Source organism: Aerococcus urinaeequi (assembly GCF_001543205.1).
In the GTDB taxonomy this organism is placed as follows: domain Bacteria; phylum Bacillota; class Bacilli; order Lactobacillales; family Aerococcaceae; genus Aerococcus; species Aerococcus urinaeequi.
Window position 1 is genome coordinate 180,123 of the sequence record NZ_CP014162.1, and the last position, 15,296, is coordinate 195,418.

At 38.4% G+C, this 15,296-nt stretch carries 14 protein-coding genes and 1 pseudogene; 1 reads left to right on the forward strand and 14 read right to left on the reverse strand.

Annotation, left to right across the window (positions count from 1 at the left end; genetic code table 11):
- Nucleotides 1–78: 78 nt before the first annotated feature.
- The 8 genes and pseudogenes from arcC to murB form a co-directional block, all read right to left on the reverse strand.
- Complete coding sequence (arcC, locus tag AWM74_RS00845; RefSeq protein ID WP_060774336.1) at nt 79–1,020, reverse strand: carbamate kinase; 942 nt, start codon at nt 1,018–1,020, stop codon at nt 79–81.
- Nucleotides 1,013–1,912: an oxamate carbamoyltransferase subunit AllH family protein gene (locus AWM74_RS00850; protein WP_026466228.1), complete on the reverse strand. Its 900-nt coding sequence runs from the start codon at nt 1,910–1,912 to the stop codon at nt 1,013–1,015. Before AWM74_RS00850 ends, arcC begins: the two co-directional genes overlap by 8 nt.
- Before the next feature lie 107 nt (nt 1,913–2,019).
- Nucleotides 2,020–2,496 (reverse strand): annotated as a pseudogene (locus tag AWM74_RS00855) (Ldh family oxidoreductase); the annotation flags it as partial.
- Between the two features lie 44 nt (nt 2,497–2,540).
- Nucleotides 2,541–3,332 (reverse strand): (S)-ureidoglycine aminohydrolase, encoded by a 792-nt coding sequence (allE, locus tag AWM74_RS00860; protein ID WP_026466229.1) that lies wholly within the window; start codon nt 3,330–3,332, stop codon nt 2,541–2,543.
- A 205-nt stretch (nt 3,333–3,537) separates the two neighbouring features.
- Nucleotides 3,538–3,849 (reverse strand): AzlD domain-containing protein, encoded by a 312-nt coding sequence (locus tag AWM74_RS00865; RefSeq protein ID WP_026466230.1) that lies wholly within the window; start codon nt 3,847–3,849, stop codon nt 3,538–3,540.
- A gap of 10 nt (nt 3,850–3,859) precedes the next feature.
- Nucleotides 3,860–4,570, reverse strand: coding sequence for an AzlC family ABC transporter permease (locus AWM74_RS00870; protein WP_026466231.1), 711 nt, complete (start codon nt 4,568–4,570; stop codon nt 3,860–3,862).
- A gap of 42 nt (nt 4,571–4,612) precedes the next feature.
- Nucleotides 4,613–6,289 carry an ATP-binding cassette domain-containing protein gene (locus AWM74_RS00875; RefSeq protein ID WP_026466232.1) on the reverse strand — a complete coding sequence of 559 codons (1,677 nt, stop codon included), beginning with the start codon at nt 6,287–6,289 and terminating at the stop codon, nt 4,613–4,615.
- 72 nt (nt 6,290–6,361) lie between these two features.
- The gene (gene murB, locus AWM74_RS00880; protein ID WP_026466233.1) at nt 6,362–7,297 is read right to left on the reverse strand and encodes a UDP-N-acetylmuramate dehydrogenase; all 936 of its coding nucleotides are present in this window, start codon (nt 7,295–7,297) and stop codon (nt 6,362–6,364) included.
- Between the two features lie 226 nt (nt 7,298–7,523).
- On the opposite strand from murB, the gene AWM74_RS00885 reads away from it, so the two are divergent.
- Nucleotides 7,524–7,763 carry a hypothetical protein gene (locus AWM74_RS00885; RefSeq protein ID WP_026466234.1) on the forward strand — a complete coding sequence of 80 codons (240 nt, stop codon included), beginning with the start codon at nt 7,524–7,526 and terminating at the stop codon, nt 7,761–7,763.
- 62 nt (nt 7,764–7,825) lie between these two features.
- On the opposite strand, the gene AWM74_RS00890 is transcribed toward AWM74_RS00885, so the two are convergent.
- The 6 genes from AWM74_RS00890 to pheS form a co-directional block, all read right to left on the reverse strand.
- Nucleotides 7,826–8,365 (reverse strand): GNAT family N-acetyltransferase, encoded by a 540-nt coding sequence (locus AWM74_RS00890; RefSeq protein ID WP_026466235.1) that lies wholly within the window; start codon nt 8,363–8,365, stop codon nt 7,826–7,828.
- A 45-nt stretch (nt 8,366–8,410) separates the two neighbouring features.
- Nucleotides 8,411–8,878, reverse strand: coding sequence for a tRNA (adenosine(37)-N6)-threonylcarbamoyltransferase complex ATPase subunit type 1 TsaE (gene tsaE / locus AWM74_RS00895; RefSeq protein ID WP_026466236.1), 468 nt, complete (start codon nt 8,876–8,878; stop codon nt 8,411–8,413).
- Between the two features lie 107 nt (nt 8,879–8,985).
- Nucleotides 8,986–9,969 carry a phosphate acetyltransferase gene (pta, locus tag AWM74_RS00900; RefSeq protein ID WP_026466237.1) on the reverse strand — a complete coding sequence of 328 codons (984 nt, stop codon included), beginning with the start codon at nt 9,967–9,969 and terminating at the stop codon, nt 8,986–8,988.
- 158 nt (nt 9,970–10,127) lie between these two features.
- Nucleotides 10,128–11,603 carry a gluconokinase gene (locus tag AWM74_RS00905; protein WP_236702838.1) on the reverse strand — a complete coding sequence of 492 codons (1,476 nt, stop codon included), beginning with the start codon at nt 11,601–11,603 and terminating at the stop codon, nt 10,128–10,130.
- Between the two features lie 173 nt (nt 11,604–11,776).
- On the reverse strand, nt 11,777–14,206 hold the full coding sequence (pheT, locus tag AWM74_RS00910) for a phenylalanine--tRNA ligase subunit beta (RefSeq protein WP_026466239.1): 2,430 nt from the start codon (nt 14,204–14,206) through the stop codon (nt 11,777–11,779).
- A gap of 6 nt (nt 14,207–14,212) precedes the next feature.
- Nucleotides 14,213–15,259 carry a phenylalanine--tRNA ligase subunit alpha gene (pheS, locus tag AWM74_RS00915; protein WP_026466240.1) on the reverse strand — a complete coding sequence of 349 codons (1,047 nt, stop codon included), beginning with the start codon at nt 15,257–15,259 and terminating at the stop codon, nt 14,213–14,215.
- Nucleotides 15,260–15,296: the final 37 nt, after the last annotated feature.

The following is a 15,296-nucleotide window of genomic DNA, read 5'->3' on the forward strand; positions in this document are numbered from 1 at the left end:
AAAATCAATAGAATACTGTATGAACAAAGGAAAAAGAGTGTCCCCTAGGTTAATAGAGGACACTCTTTTTTGTTTAGCTTATTTAGCGGAAACGACTGTAGCTGACCCGCCACCAAAGATAGCTTCAATATTCTCTAATGAAGTGATCACTACTTTACTTTCTGGACGATTTTCAACTAAAGAAATAGCTGCTTCAACTTTGGGTAGCATAGAGCCAGGTGCGAATTGATCTTCTGCAATCCAACCTTTTAATTGATCAACAGTTACTTCTTCTAGTTTCTCTTGATTAGGTTGATTGTAGTTTACGTAAACATTATCTACACCCGTTAAAATAAACAAGTAATCAGCTTCGACTAATTCAGCTAATTTTGCTGACGCAAAATCCTTGTCAATAACCGCTTCTACACCTTTATAACCAAATTCAGCTTCTTCAACAGGGATGCCACCCCCACCTGCAGAGATTGTGATAAAGTCTTGGTTAATAAGTGATTTAATAATTGGATATTCAACTATTGTTTGTGGTTTTGGTGATGCGACAACTTTTCGGTAGCCTCGCCCTGCATCCTCAACATATTGGTCACCGTTTTCAGCGCTAAGGCGTTCAGCATCTTCTTTTGTTAAGAAAGGCCCCACTGGCTTAGTTGGGTTAGCAAAGGCTGGATCCTCTGGGTCTACTACTACTTGCGTAATTAAAGTAGCTACCTTATTATCCAAACCTTCTTTGGCTAATGCTTCGTTTAAAGTGTTTTGTAACCAATAACCAATACTACCTTGAGTCATTCCCACTAACGCATCAAGTGGTAAGACGGGGTTTTCAGCTGACGCTGCAGCATCTTGTTGTAACATTAAATTTCCTACTTGAGGGCCATTTCCATGACTAATGATAACTTGGTGACCTTGCTTCACCAACTCGATTAATCGCTCGCTTGTATAGCGAAGTGCAGCTATTTGCCCTTCTGCAGTAGGATCATCTGATAAAATAGCATTTCCGCCTAAAGCGACGACAATTTTTTTACCCATAATTTTCTCCCTTTATATACTTACTTTTATAAAGATTTAAATATGTTCGTACACCAAGCAATATATCATTGCCTGAGGTAGCACCATATTGTTGAACTTGTTGAATTGCATTTTGTAGACCAGTGATATCTTGATTCTCAATTGCTTGAAAAACATTCAGCCACATATAATTTACATGGCCTTTAAATAAAACTTGATAGTAATTAAAAGACACTCTAGTAGTGGTCCGCTTCTCTAAAGCTGATTGAATAGCAGGAATCACATGTTGTTCATCAACTCCTGTGACTAATGCCATCATGATATAACCTTGCAAGAAATCATCACCACTTGGGGTTAAACCAATACCGGCACCAATCAAATGCTTGGCTAGATCATTATTCCAGGAATTTCGTAACTGCATATAGTAATTTTCTAGGTACTCTGATCTCGTAAATCCAGATTGTTTCCATATAACATCTTGGTTAAAAGCATTCATAACTTCAGGTTTAAGCACTTGTTTTATTGCAAGTTTTGGCAAACCTGTAGCTACTATTTTTATATCTGTCATTTCAACTAGTATTGTTCTTGGTCGACTATAAATAGTCCACTTTAAGTGAATAAAGTGATTATTTTCAACCGTCGATTCTAGTCTCACTTGTTGACCTACAGAAATCTCACTTTTGATTTTTCCAAATGTCTGTCTAGGTATAACTATGCCAAAAGCCGATAGATTATTTTCATCTGTTCCTACAAATATCAGTTGTTCCTGAATCAACAAATTAAAACCTTTTTCAAAAATACTTTCTATCCTACCGGTTAAGCGCGGCTTGGCTAAGAGTATTTTAGTGAGATAATCGCTCACCAAGTAACTTGATGAGCGATTATTATCTTCACTATTTAAATTAATTTTCATCTACATGAATACCAATTGATTCGGCATACGCTACTAAAGCTTTTTCAAAGGCTGCTAATGGTGCGCGAACGGTACCAGCACCGATTTGACCGACACCTGCTTCTTTTTGGATTGGTACCAAAATAATTTTCAGCACCACCAAACGGTACTACCATTGGGTCTGATTGACACATCGCAATACCTACTAAATTTGCTTCTACAATTTTTCGCATGTAGTAAGACAAGGTACCCGAATGGCCCATTTTAGATATACCTACAACAGCTACGCCACTCTCTTTGGCCATTTCAATCACCGGAACTAAGGCTTCGTTTGCTACATAATGTCCCTGAGCATTATCGCCATGAAAAATACCAGTTGAAGGTCCTGTTTGTTCAAATGACATCACTGGCTGGTTCGTAATCCCACCCTTGTTGATTCGTTCTGCATAATATTCTACTCGCACAGCTCCATGGGAATGAATACCCGCCATATCCGCAAATGTTAAATGCTTAGCAGTTTCTTCCGCTTGATTTTGATCTAATCCAGCTGCTTGTAATTTTTGGTTCATCAAGTCATATAAACGCTCTGGGCTAACCTTGATCATTTTTTCTTCATGATGTGCCGACATACTTTATCCTCCTATTTCACTTAAACTCCTGGGTTACGGTTAGCATCCTTAGAATAAACATAGGTCAACGGCTCCTCACGGTCAGTCGCATAAGCCGCTTGCGGTGTATAAGCTGCCATAAAAATGTAATCACCCTTTTGTACTGGATACCAATTATTGTCTAAATTATACATCCCTTTACCAGATAATAAATAAGCCCCATGTTCTTGATAATGCGTTTCAATGTAACCATGGCTTGCACCAGGTGAAAATGACAATATGTGGAAATTCATATCAAAACCTAAATCATCTGTCGGCAACAAGTCCCATAGTAAAACATCTTTCATACCTTCATATTCAATCGGTTGAACTGAATCTTTATTACCAATAACTTTATGTGCTTGATAACCAGCTAGTGGTTCATATTTTCTTTGGTACAAGAATGCTTCTGTAGTTTCTGTCTGGCCATTTTCAAAGTACATCTTTTCATCTACTGGGAAAAAGGCATAGCCTCCTGTAGTTAACGCATCTTTATTACCTGCCTCATCTGCGACAATCAAATTACCTTTGATAACATATACAAAAGTTTCAATACCTGGACCACCAAATCCAAGGGTATTTTTACCATTTTTTTCAAATTCAGCGATAAAATCAGAAAAACTTGCACCCATTCGTGGTGAACCAAGAATTGAAATACGTGTATTTTCAAAACCAGGAACCACATTGTTCACTAGGCCATCATGCGTTAAAATAGCATAATTATTCTTTTTAATGATTGATCGATTTTCCAGTAAACCTTCACGGTAACCTGTATTATTATTTTTGTATCCCATAAAGTGAACCCTCCAATAATTTTAAATTCAATAGTGATTACTTAAAGTGTAACCGCTTTAAGTAAAATTCGCCACTTTCATACCCCACAATTTTAAACAATACTTTGTTCATTTTGCCCAATATCTGTCTATAAAAAAAGACCATGCGCTAATGTCATAGTCTGGTGGCTAGCTTGATTAAGTTTAGCCCTTTTTTCAAAAAAAGTTAAAATAAGAAATATAATAGTGCAATTGTGCCGACACCAGCGATGATTGTCTTGATAATATCTTTAAATCGGTAGGCGACAAATATAGATACAAGTGCAGGAATGAGTTTGATATTCTCAAAGAGGTTGAGGTTGAAATGGCTTTCCCAGAAAAATATATCGGTAAAAATCATTGCTGTAAAAATAGTAACAGGTAGGTAAGCCATTGTCTTATAAACCATTGGAGAGATCTTACTATTCCGCATTACAAGTGCTGGTAGAACTCGCACAGCGATACAAAGAAATCCTAGTGAAACTACAAATAATGTCATGATACCCCTCCTATGTCACGCGATGATTTTCTTGACGCTTTAAGAAATAGAATACAACCGCTAGTGCGATGGCAGTTGCCATAATAATTACATAGGATGATTGGAAAATAACCATCAAAATAATAGCGATAATACCTGTGAATAGCATGGTGTTTAACATCATCCGATTATTTAAGTTTGGTACCAGAATACCGATAAACATAGCAACCATAACAAAATTACTCACTACTTCTGGAATCTGGATAAAGGTACCAAATAAGGCACCTAAGGCTGTAAATATAATCCATGAAGCCCAAGTGGATGTGGATATAAACAAGGCATCATCAATTGTCCAAGGCTGTTGCGGACTAGCATTTTGAAATTTAGATACATTGATCGCATAGCTTTCATCTGCTGTCATATAACTCAACCAAGCAATCTTGAAATTCGCTACCTGTTTTAGGTATGGGCCAAAAGAAACACTATATAAGGCTTGACGGGAACTAAGTAACAGTACAGAAATAAAAACCTCGCCAACACCCGCTTGTTGTGCGATTAGCGCTGCTGCCACAAATTGAGCGGATCCCCCGAAAACTAAGCCACTCATAAGTGCAACTTGCCACCAGGTTAGACCTGCATCAGCAAGTAATAGCCCACAAGCTAAACCGACTGGTAAATACCCTAGAATAATAGGTATTGATAACTTGATACGTTCGGACTTAGCATCCACTGTTTCTTGCATTAAACACCCTCCCTTATGTTTATTCGCTCAAATTCAAACCGTTTATCGGTTGACCTCGCGATGATAATCCATAAATTTCTTGATAAAATTATATGGATCAATTAAACCAATCTGACGGGCAAAAATATATAGATTTGACTCCCGTAAGAAGGCTCTTTGAATTAAACGATAGTCCGTCGCAATTCTAATCGGTTGTGTATCTGCGATCAACTCACCGTCAGCTAAAACCCAAGCATGACGAGTAAACTCCAAGACAAGATCCGTATTATGCGTATTAATGATAATAGCAATGTCTTGTTCTTGATTAATCTGATACAGATATTGCATAAATTCATTGTAATGATGATAATCTTGCCCTTCCGAAGGCTCATCAATAATTAATAATGACGGCTTATTGATCAAGGCTGAAGATAACATAATGCGCTTTTGTTGACCAAATGATAATTGTCCAATCTTTAATTCAGCGGCATAAATAAGTCCTGTTCGCTTCAATGAAGCGCGAATGACTTGCTCAGCTTCTTCCGGTGAATAATGACATTTAGAAGCAATATCTTTCAAATATTCTTTAACTGTAAAATCAAGGATAGATTGGTCAATATTTTGTTGGATATAAACCGTTTCCTGTCTCATTTGAGCTAGATTAGCCGGCGTTACCTCTTCACCCAACCAAGTGATTGTACCTTCATCAGGATGTAAATTACCGTCAATAATTTGCCCTAGAGTGGACTTGCCTGAGCCATTTTTCCCAACAATAGCAATTATATCCCCTTTAAATACTTTCGTAGAAATATTGCGCAAAGTGGGCTGGTCCCGCCATGGATAAGTGTAGGATACATTATCAAGGATCAAAATGGGTTGGTCACTACGTTTTTGAACGAAATTTGGTACGGTCATCAGCCAAGATTCAATGGTTCGTTTTAGGTCAGGACCATGTAAATAATTGACGTTTGATATGTTGCGGACCTTGTCTAAAGGATAGCCGGTATAACGAATAGCGGATACATAGGCTGGCTCGCCAACACCTAAACTGTTCAGAATGTTCCGTTTTAATAATTTCTCTGAATCCCCGTCAAAAATAATCCGGCCTTCGGAAAGGACGATGACGCGGTCAACTGGACGGTATAAGACTTCTTCAATCCGGTAATCAACCATGACAATCGTAGCGTCAGTATTATGGTGAATGTCATCTACTAAATCGATGAAAATTTGCCCAGCGCGGGGTGCTAAATTGGCTAAAGGCTCATCAAAAATAAAGACGGATTGCTCATAGTTGACGTTATTGACAAAATTTTGAATGTCTCTTTGCCCTTCTGAAAGGCGCTCTAAACTAGTATTCGCTTCGATCGGGTGTTCAAGAATACGGTGCTTTAATTCTTCCGAAAAATTAGGGATATAATCACTTGACCGCTTGCGCTTGCCGTTTTCTTCTAGGGTTTCCTCCAAGTGATGGTCCACCGCATCTGCCATAGCTGTTGCGTCCATAGTTTCCATTTCTAGGTCGTAATTGATAATCTCTCCTTCAATAGTCCCTTGAAATTCGTCGGTCGCTAATTTTCCGCGTAGGGCGCGTACTAGGGTGGATTTACCTGAGGCATTAGCCCCGATGATCAACACTTTTTCACCGCGATAGAATGTTAGATTGATATTTTTCAATGCCCGTCTACCTGCACCCTCATAGGTAAACGACATATTTTTAAATTGTATCCAAGGATTGGACATAAATCCATGCCCCTTTCAATAATATTTACGTGCGAATGGTTATATAAATCCTATCTAATAGCTGGTGAATTCCTAATTGCCGAAAGCAGCATCTACTGTATCGTATTTAGACCGTTTACCTAAAATACGCACTTCTGGTTCAAGGACTACCTTATTCAGGTCCCAAATCACTTCTTGAATATGGTGGATCATGTTAATATAGTCAGTTGCCGTAGCACCACCCACGTTGATAATGAAACCAGCATGTTTTTTCGAAATTTGTGCACCACCAATAGTGTAGCCTTGTAATTCAGCTTCTTGGATCAGTTTCCCTGTAAAATGGCCTTCTGGTCGTTTAAAAACAGAACCGCATGATGGATACTCTAACGGTTGCTTCGATTCACGAAGGTAAGTTAACTCATCCATTTTAGCTAAGATTGACTGTAGGTCGCCCTTTTTCAATTTAAAACGGGCTTCAACCACAATGTCCCCAGTTTCTTGTAGGTCAGAATGGCGGTAAGCGAGATTTAGGTCTTCGTTCTTCAGCGTATACATACGGCCAGCTTTTGTGACTACGTCCACTTCCACTAGGACTTCAGAAATTTCGCCGCCATATGCACCTGCGTTCATGTAAACAGCGCCACCAGTGGATCCTGGGATACCACAAGCGAATTCAAAACCAGTCAAGCCTTCAGCTCCTGCGGAACGACTCACATCGATGATTTTAGAGCCAGCGCCAGCTTTAATGTGTGTACCGTCAATTTGGATATAATCCATTTCAGTCAGCATCAAGACAACACCTGACACACCTTCATCTGAAATGATTACGTTTGAAGAATTACCAAGAACTAAAATTGGTTCGTGGGCTTTATTGGCAAAACGAACAAGTGCTTGGATTTCTTCTGGTGTCTCTGGGAAAATTAAAACATCCGCTGGTCCACCCGTTTTTGTATAAGTATAGTTATTTAATGGTTCGTGAAATTTAATCGTTGATTGGGGAAATGCTTTACGCAGATCATTTAAAAACATGGTAAATTACCCTTCCTGGTAATATATTTAGCAATAATAAAAAACAGCAAAAATTGCTGAAAAAATGCTAGTTGTATCTAATTCATAATAACACATTTTAACGCATTTTTACATTGTGTTAAAGGGTTTGTGTGGCAGATTCGTTAACATTTTCTTAAAAGCATGTTATAGTATTATTCTAATTAGTGACAAATTGTCACAACTTGTGATACGAAAGGACTTCTCCATGAATAAAATCAGACAAAATGCCTTAATGATGCTCGCTTTAACCTTTATCTACGCAGGTTTGCAAGTTGCCCGGCCTGCAGCGGATCTAGCTTGGACAAACATCTCACTATCAATCATTATTCCAATTATTGCCATGATTTTCGCCTTTAATGAGAAAGATAATAAATGGCGTTGGTCCCTTGTAACAATTGAAGTCATTCTATTAATTGTAATGATTGCTATGGCCATTCTGAAGTAGTATACGGATTTTAAAAAGGTCGAGACTGAAATGGTCTCGACCTTTTTGTATTTGCAATATTCTTATGCTTGGTCTTGGTTTTCGACTGCTAAGCCCATCATGACTAAATCATGGAAGGCGTCGTCATGATACATCCCTTTAGGGGTTACACCAATTTCTTCAAAACCAAATTTTTCATATAAGCTAATGGCCCGCATATTATCTTTAGATACTTCTAAACGTAAATAACGTAAGATATCATTTTCTGTTGCCCAGTCAATCATATCTTCCATCATGACACGGGATAAACCCAGTCCCCAGAATCGACGTAGAATGGAAATGCCTAGTTCCCCCATATGCGCAACTTTAGCATGTTGTTCTGCCCCGATGCTTGCAACTCCAATAATATCATCCCCTAATCGTGCAATTAATACACGATTATTCAACGCTTCTTGTAAAGATTTCAAATAACGGGTTTCTTGTTCTTGGTTAATCCCTAAACCTTCTTCACCAAATGAAAGGAAGTCTGTTTCACCACCGACCTCTTTGTAAAAGTCTAATAAAGCTTTCGCATCCTTTGGCATCGCATCTGCTAAGGTAATTTCTAATTGTTCTTTTTTCATATAGTCTCAATCCTTCTATTTCACTACTACACTATCATAATTTTTTTAGGTTAAATCAGCCAGTAAATCATCGTACAAGGCTTGTCCGCGAGGTCCTTCAAAGCTTAATTCAACAACGCGGCTAGTCTCACTTGTTGCGGATAAAGCTAACCAAAGGTAGTCCTTAGGCAAATCTTCCACGACAAATTGCGGCCATTCAATAATTGTAACGCCATCCCCATTGATATAATCTTCTAAACCAACACTGTCTGAGCCAGTTTCCTCTAGTCGATAGGCGTCCATATGATAAAGTGGGATATCATTATCCTCATATTCGCGGATAATAGTGTAAGTTGGGCTTTTGATGGCTTGGTCGATCCCTAATGCTTTCGCAAAGTATTTAGTAAATGTTGTTTTACCCGCACCTAAGTTTCCTTCTAAGCAAATAATATCGCCTGCTTGCACCAAGTGCGCTAATTTTTGGGCAAAAGCATCTGTATCTCTTTCACTTGCCCAATCAATTGTATAACCCATGTTACCCCTTCTCTCCCTATAATTTCATCATTTACTTTACTAAAAAATCAAAAAGACTACAAGATTAATAACTCTTGTAGTCTCCTAAAGTAATATTAGCTATAGCTTTAGTCTTCTAAAATGGCTTGGTTAGCGGTAATAATTGCTAACTTGTAGACATCTTCTTCTATACAACCACGTGAAAGGTCTGAGATTGGTTTTGCCATACCTTGTAAGATTGGCCCAATTGCTTCAAAGTTACCGAAACGTTGTGCAATCTTGTAGCCAATGTTACCTGATTGGATTTCTGGGAATACGAATACTGTTGCTTGACCAGCAACGTTTGAATCTGGTGCTTTTTGTTTTGCTACTGCATCTACAAAAGCCGCATCAAATTGTAATTCACCGTCAATTTCAAATTGTGGTGCTTTTTCTTTCGCAAGACGTGTTGCTTCAGCAACTTTTTCTTGCTCTGGAGATTTTGCTGACCCTTTAGTTGAGAAGCTTAATAAAGCAACTTTTGGATCAATGTCAAACATCGCTGCTGTTTTAGCAGATTCAACTGCAATCTCTGCTAAACCTTCTGCATCCGGATTGATGTTGATAGCACAGTCAGAGAACAAGTATTTCTCTTGGTCACGACCACGTAACATAATGAAAGCACCTGATGTTGATTTAACACCTGGTTTAGTTTTGATGATTTGTAGTGCTGGACGAACAGTATCACCTGTTGAGTGACGTGCACCAGATACTAAAGCATCACATGAGCCTAAATAAACTAACATAGTACCAAAATAGTTTTCATCACGTAAGATTTCGCGTGCTTGCTCTTCAGTCGCTTTACCTTTACGGCGTTCAACGAAAGCTTGAACCATGTCTTCGAATGCATCATAATTGTTTGGATCAATAATCTCAATATTATCGATATCAAACCCACGCTCATGCGCAATAGATTTCAATTCTTCTGGATTACCTAATAAAACTGGTTCAAGAATCCCTTCAGCTTTCAAACGCACAACAGCACCTAGAATACGCTCATCGTAGCCCTCAGGGAATACAACACGTACATTTTTATCTTGGATCTTGGCCTTTAAGCTATCAAACATCTCCATTTTTTTACATTCCTCCTAGAAATTTAAAACGCTCACTATCCCTTATTTTACATGAATCTTAAACATTTGTCATAACAATTACTGCAAAGTTCCTAATACAAGTCTTTGTATAGTTAGATTTTATTTTCTATCATTTTTTGAACCAGAATTTATATCATTCAATACAATGTTGTTCTCGAGGCTTGATCAAGTAAATCTGCATAACTTCTAAAATTTAAAAATTTCTGATGATACTTTTCTCGCGATTTTTTATCCGGCTCAATAGTGGAAAACGACAAGCTTTCTCGCAATCTGGCGCCTTCTACTAGGACGCCAGCACCAACTAAGCTAGCATCGTCACCTGACACATATTGCAAGGTTATACCTAATATATTCGCAATCCATTGTCCTATTTTAGGGTCTGCGAATATTTTGCCATTTACTTGGACAATCTTTTGATTTAAATGTGTTGTTTCAAAGACTAAGTCAATCACCTGACGGATTTCAAAAAATACTCCTTCAAACACCGCTTTTGCCATATCTAACTGACTAGTATGCCCCTGTATACCTTTAAATTCAGCTTGAAGATAGGCATTCCAATATGGCGCTCTTTCCCCATTTAAAAATGGCAAAAAGTAAGGGCCACTAGCAGAAAAATCATGTGCCAAAATTATCTGCAACATGTCTTCAAAGGACTGTCCTTTTTCCATAAAACCAAAGTGTTGGTATAACCATTCAAGTGCATTACCAGCGTTGTTAACTGGACCACCGATAATGTAGTGGGGTTTGTCATCGGCTATATATGAAAAAACCTGACCACTCTCATTAATAGATAATTGGTCACTCAAAGTTCTCACGGCAGCTGAAGTACCAAAGGATAGGACAAATGGACTGAGCGACTGGTCTTCTTGGCTAGCATAAGCTAAGTTGGATAGATTTGCTAAGGCACCGTCCGTTGATCCTGGTAATATTTGGAATCCTTTAGCTAATTGTAAGCTTTGAATAAATTCGGCTTTAACTGGTATTTTTTGCCTACTAGATACCAATTTAGCTAGTTGTTTTTTTTGGATATTCACATGGTTCAATAGTTTCTTTGACCATTTATGATTTGCTAAATCCATCAGACCCATTGAAGAAGCTGTCGCGTAGTCAATAACATATTTGCCTGTTAAACGACGAATGATGTAAGCCTTAATATCCATAAATTGAATGGAAGGATCCCCAAATAAATCTGGACGCGATTGGTTGAGATAAGCTAGTTTAACAAATGGATTCATTGCATGGATAGGTGTACCTGATAAAGCAAAAAATTCCTTAGCTTGACCAGATATCTGCATTTCATAACCAATATCTTTGGCTCGTAAATCAGCCCAGGTCATCGTCTTTTGTAAAACTTCTCCGTTACTATCAGTAGCTAATAGCGCATGCATTTGGCTGGAAAATATCAAATGCTTTACTTCTGGGTACTTCGCTTGCATTTTGCTTAGTAAATCAGTGAACTGATTAAAAACTACCGTTGGATCACTTTCATGTTTACCAGGGTCATCTTGACTGATAATGTTGCGCGTTTCCATCGTGTCTATTAGCTGATAGGGTGTTTCCATCAGGACGAATTTTAAGTTTGTTGTACCAAGATCGGCGACAAAATATTGCACAATGATTCCTACCTTCCTTTTATAATGCATCTTTAACTTGGCTAAATATAGCCGTTTTTCCAAAATGAATTGACTAAGTTCATTTAACCATAAAAAAGCAATGAGGCCACGATAAATATTTATCTGACTTCACTGCTTATCTTAAAAATTATATCTAATTGAATAAATGATGATTAGCGGATTTCTGCTGCCAATTCATTTGTTAAGGCTTCAGTAATGCGTGCCACATCGTTGGTTACCTCTTCATCAGTCAAGGTTGCTTGTGGATTTAAGTATTTCAAGCTATATGCTAATGATTTCTTACCATCTTCGATATTATCACCTTGGTACACATCAAAGATTTCGATATCCACTAAAATACCACCTTTTGATGCCTTTTGAATCGTTTTTACGACATCAGCATTTGTTACTTGGTCAGACACCAGGATTGCAATATCACGGTCTGAACCTGGGAACTTCGCGATTGGTGATTGTCTTACTTCAACTTTTGGTAAAGCATAAATTTCATCTAATGAAATTTCAAACACTAAGGTATCTTTTAAGTCATATTCATCGGCAATACTTGGATGTAATTGACCAATATACCCTAATTCAACACGTTCATCTGATTGACCAATGGCATAAATTCTAGCTGTACGTCCCGGATGCATGTCTGCTAACTCAGAAGTTGCTTCAAATTCCACAGCTACATCAAGGTTGAAAGAATCCATTACACTTTCAACGATTCCCTTCATGTCATAGAAATCTACAGCTTTAGCTTGGTGGCTCCAGGTTTTTGCTTGCGCGTTACCTGTCCAAACAGCTGCCAGGTGTGTTTCATCAACTGGTAGATCTGCATCTGTCCATTTGAACACGCGACCTGATTCAAAAATAGCGACGTCTGAAATTTTGCGTGCTACGTTATATTGAACGATATCCAATAAAGCACTTAATAAGTTTGTACGCATATAGCGACGGTCATCTGACATTAGGAAGTCTAGTGCTACTGGTTTTGCATTAGCCATTTCTAATGTTGTTTGGTTGTCACCGATTAATGAGTAAGCAATGACTTGATTGAAACCTTCAGCTAACATTTGATTGTCAGTACGACGTTTAAAGGTTTGCCAATCTGTTAAGCCCATATTTTGCGCATTTACTGAAGGTAAGCGAGAAGGAATCTTATCATAACCGTAGATACGTGCAATTTCTTCAACTAGGTCTGCTTGAATGTGAATATCCCAACGACGCGCAGGTACAGAAACTGTAAATTCATCACCATCACCTGATACTTCAAACTGTAGTTGTTCAAAAACTTGTTGGATATCTGCATAAGTCAAGTTCATACCTATACGCTTATCAACATAAGTAAGACTTGTGGTTACTTGCACTGGTGTTAAATCGATAGCAGATACACGTTCAGTTCCTTCTACCAATTCACCTTTAGCTAAGTCTGCAATCATTTCAGCGGCAAAAGCACCTGATTCAGCGATTGTTGCCTTATTGATACCACGTTCATTACGCATAGATGATTCTGAATGCAAACCATTGCGACGTGCAGTTTTACGAATGTGGATTGGTTCAAAGTTGGCTGCTTCAATCAATACATTTGTCGTATTTTCATCAATTTCAGTATCTAAACCACCCATTACACCAGCAAGCGCAATCGGTTTTTCGCCATCGGTAATCACGATATCTGAATCTAACAATGGACGGTCTACTTCATCTAACGTCACGATTCGTTCGCCAGCTTTAGCTAGACGCGTTTCAATGACCTTGTTGTCTAATTTATCATAGTCAAAAGCATGTAACGGTTGACCATTTGCTAGTAAAACGTAGTTCGTAATATCTACTACGTTATTAATTGGACGGATACCAGCTGCCATTAACCGTAATTGTAACCATAGAGGTGATGGTTCAACAGTGACATTTTTCACTAAGAAGGCATTATATTCAGGTACTAATTCAGTATCTGAAACCTTTAAGTTAATTGCACCTGCTAAGTCATTACCCTCAAATTTGGTTAAATCTGTGTAGTCAAAGTTTGGTTGACGGTTGTATACAGCCGCTAATTCCCAAGCTACACCGCGCATAGAGAAGGCATCTGCACGGTTTGGAGTGATATCTAATTCGATGATAGGATCATCTAATTTCAAGTATTCTACAATATCCATGCCAGCTGGAGCATCTTCAGGTAATACCATGATACCATCAGCATATTCTTTAGGTACTACACTGTTTGAGAAACCAATTTCTTCAAGTGAACAAATCATACCTTGAGAGACAACACCACGCATCTTACCTTTTTTAATTTTTACATTACCAGCAATACGAGAGTTTGGTAAGGCAACAATCACTTTTTGACCTGCAGCTACGTTTGGCGCACCACAGACAATTTGGTATGGTTCTTCTTGACCAACTTCAACAGTCGTAATAGACAAGTGGTCAGAATCGGGGTGTGGTTCGCAAGTTAATACGTGACCCACAACAATTTTCTTTAATCCTGTTCCTAATGCGTTCACGCCGTCTACTTCGATACCGGTACGTGACATACGTTCGCCAATATCTTGCGGATTCAAGTCAGCAAGATCGATAAATTCATTTAACCAATTATATGATACTTTCATTAATTGCTACCCCTCTTCCGTAAATTGTTTTAAGAATCGTAAATCATTTTGGTAGAAATGACGGATATCATCAATACCATATTTCAACATTGCAACACGGTCTGGTCCTAAACCAAAAGCAAAACCAGCATATTCAGTAGAGTCAATACCAGCCATTTCAAGTACAGAAGGATGAACCATACCAGCACCTAGAATTTCAATCCAACCAGATTGCTTACAGATGTTACAGCCAGCACCACCACATTTGAAACAAGTCACATCAACCTCAACAGATGGCTCTGTAAATGGGAAATATGATGGACGTAAACGAATTTCAGTTTCTTCCCCAAACATATGACGAGCAAATAGTTCTAGCGTTCCTTTTAAGTCAGCCAATGAGACATTACGGTCAATGACTAGCCCTTCGATTTGATGGAATTGGTGTGAATGGGTCGCGTCATCATCATCGCGACGATAAACTTTCCCTGGTGAGATCATCTTTAATGGCCCTGCTTCAAAATCATGGGCATCCATTGTACGTGCTTGTACTGGTGACGTATGTGTACGCAGTAATACTTCATCGTTAATGTAGAATGTATCCTGCATATCACGTGCAGGATGGTCTTTAGGTAAATTCATACGTTCAAAGTTGTAGAAGTCAGACTCAACTTCTGGTCCCTCAACGACTTCGTAACCCATAGATACGAATAAGTCTTCAATTTCTTCCATTACTTGTGTTAATACGTGTTTCGTACCAGTTACTGGTTTTTCACCAGGTAGCGTCACATCAATGGCTTCTGCTTGTAATTGTGCTTCAAGGGCAGCAGCTGATAATAATTCCTCTTTTTCACTCAGTTTTGCGCTAGCTTTTGCCTTCAATTCATTGGCATAAGCACCAACTTGTGGGCGCTCTTCAGCCGATAAATCACGCATACCACGTAAGGCTTCCGTAATTGGACCCTTTTTCCCTAAATATTTCACACGCACTGCTTTAATATCAGCTAAGGCGCTTGCTGCTTCAATCTCATCCATGATTTGATTTTCAATTGCTTTTAAATCATCAATAATTTGCATTTTTCCATCTCCTGACTTTTATCCTTTTATGAGTGTT

Excerpts from the sequence above, each read along its gene's own strand:
- arcC (WP_060774336.1), bottom strand. The coding sequence starts at position 1,020 with ATGGGTAAAAAAATTGTCGTCGCTTTAGGCGGAAATGCTATTTTATCA.
- AWM74_RS00850 (WP_026466228.1), bottom strand. The coding sequence starts at position 1,912 with ATGAAAATTAATTTAAATAGTGAAGATAATAATCGCTCATCAAGTTAC.
- allE (WP_026466229.1), bottom strand. The coding sequence starts at position 3,332 with ATGGGATACAAAAATAATAATACAGGTTACCGTGAAGGTTTACTGGAA.
- AWM74_RS00865 (WP_026466230.1), bottom strand. The coding sequence starts at position 3,849 with ATGACATTATTTGTAGTTTCACTAGGATTTCTTTGTATCGCTGTGCGA.
- AWM74_RS00870 (WP_026466231.1), bottom strand. The coding sequence starts at position 4,570 with ATGCAAGAAACAGTGGATGCTAAGTCCGAACGTATCAAGTTATCAATA.
- AWM74_RS00875 (WP_026466232.1), bottom strand. The coding sequence starts at position 6,289 with ATGTCCAATCCTTGGATACAATTTAAAAATATGTCGTTTACCTATGAG.
- murB (WP_026466233.1), bottom strand. The coding sequence starts at position 7,297 with ATGTTTTTAAATGATCTGCGTAAAGCATTTCCCCAATCAACGATTAAA.
- AWM74_RS00885 (WP_026466234.1), top strand. The coding sequence starts at position 7,524 with ATGAATAAAATCAGACAAAATGCCTTAATGATGCTCGCTTTAACCTTT.
- AWM74_RS00890 (WP_026466235.1), bottom strand. The coding sequence starts at position 8,365 with ATGAAAAAAGAACAATTAGAAATTACCTTAGCAGATGCGATGCCAAAG.
- tsaE (WP_026466236.1), bottom strand. The coding sequence starts at position 8,878 with ATGGGTTATACAATTGATTGGGCAAGTGAAAGAGATACAGATGCTTTT.
- pta (WP_026466237.1), bottom strand. The coding sequence starts at position 9,969 with ATGGAGATGTTTGATAGCTTAAAGGCCAAGATCCAAGATAAAAATGTA.
- pheT (WP_026466239.1), bottom strand. The coding sequence starts at position 14,206 with ATGAAAGTATCATATAATTGGTTAAATGAATTTATCGATCTTGCTGAC.
- pheS (WP_026466240.1), bottom strand. The coding sequence starts at position 15,259 with ATGCAAATTATTGATGATTTAAAAGCAATTGAAAATCAAATCATGGAT.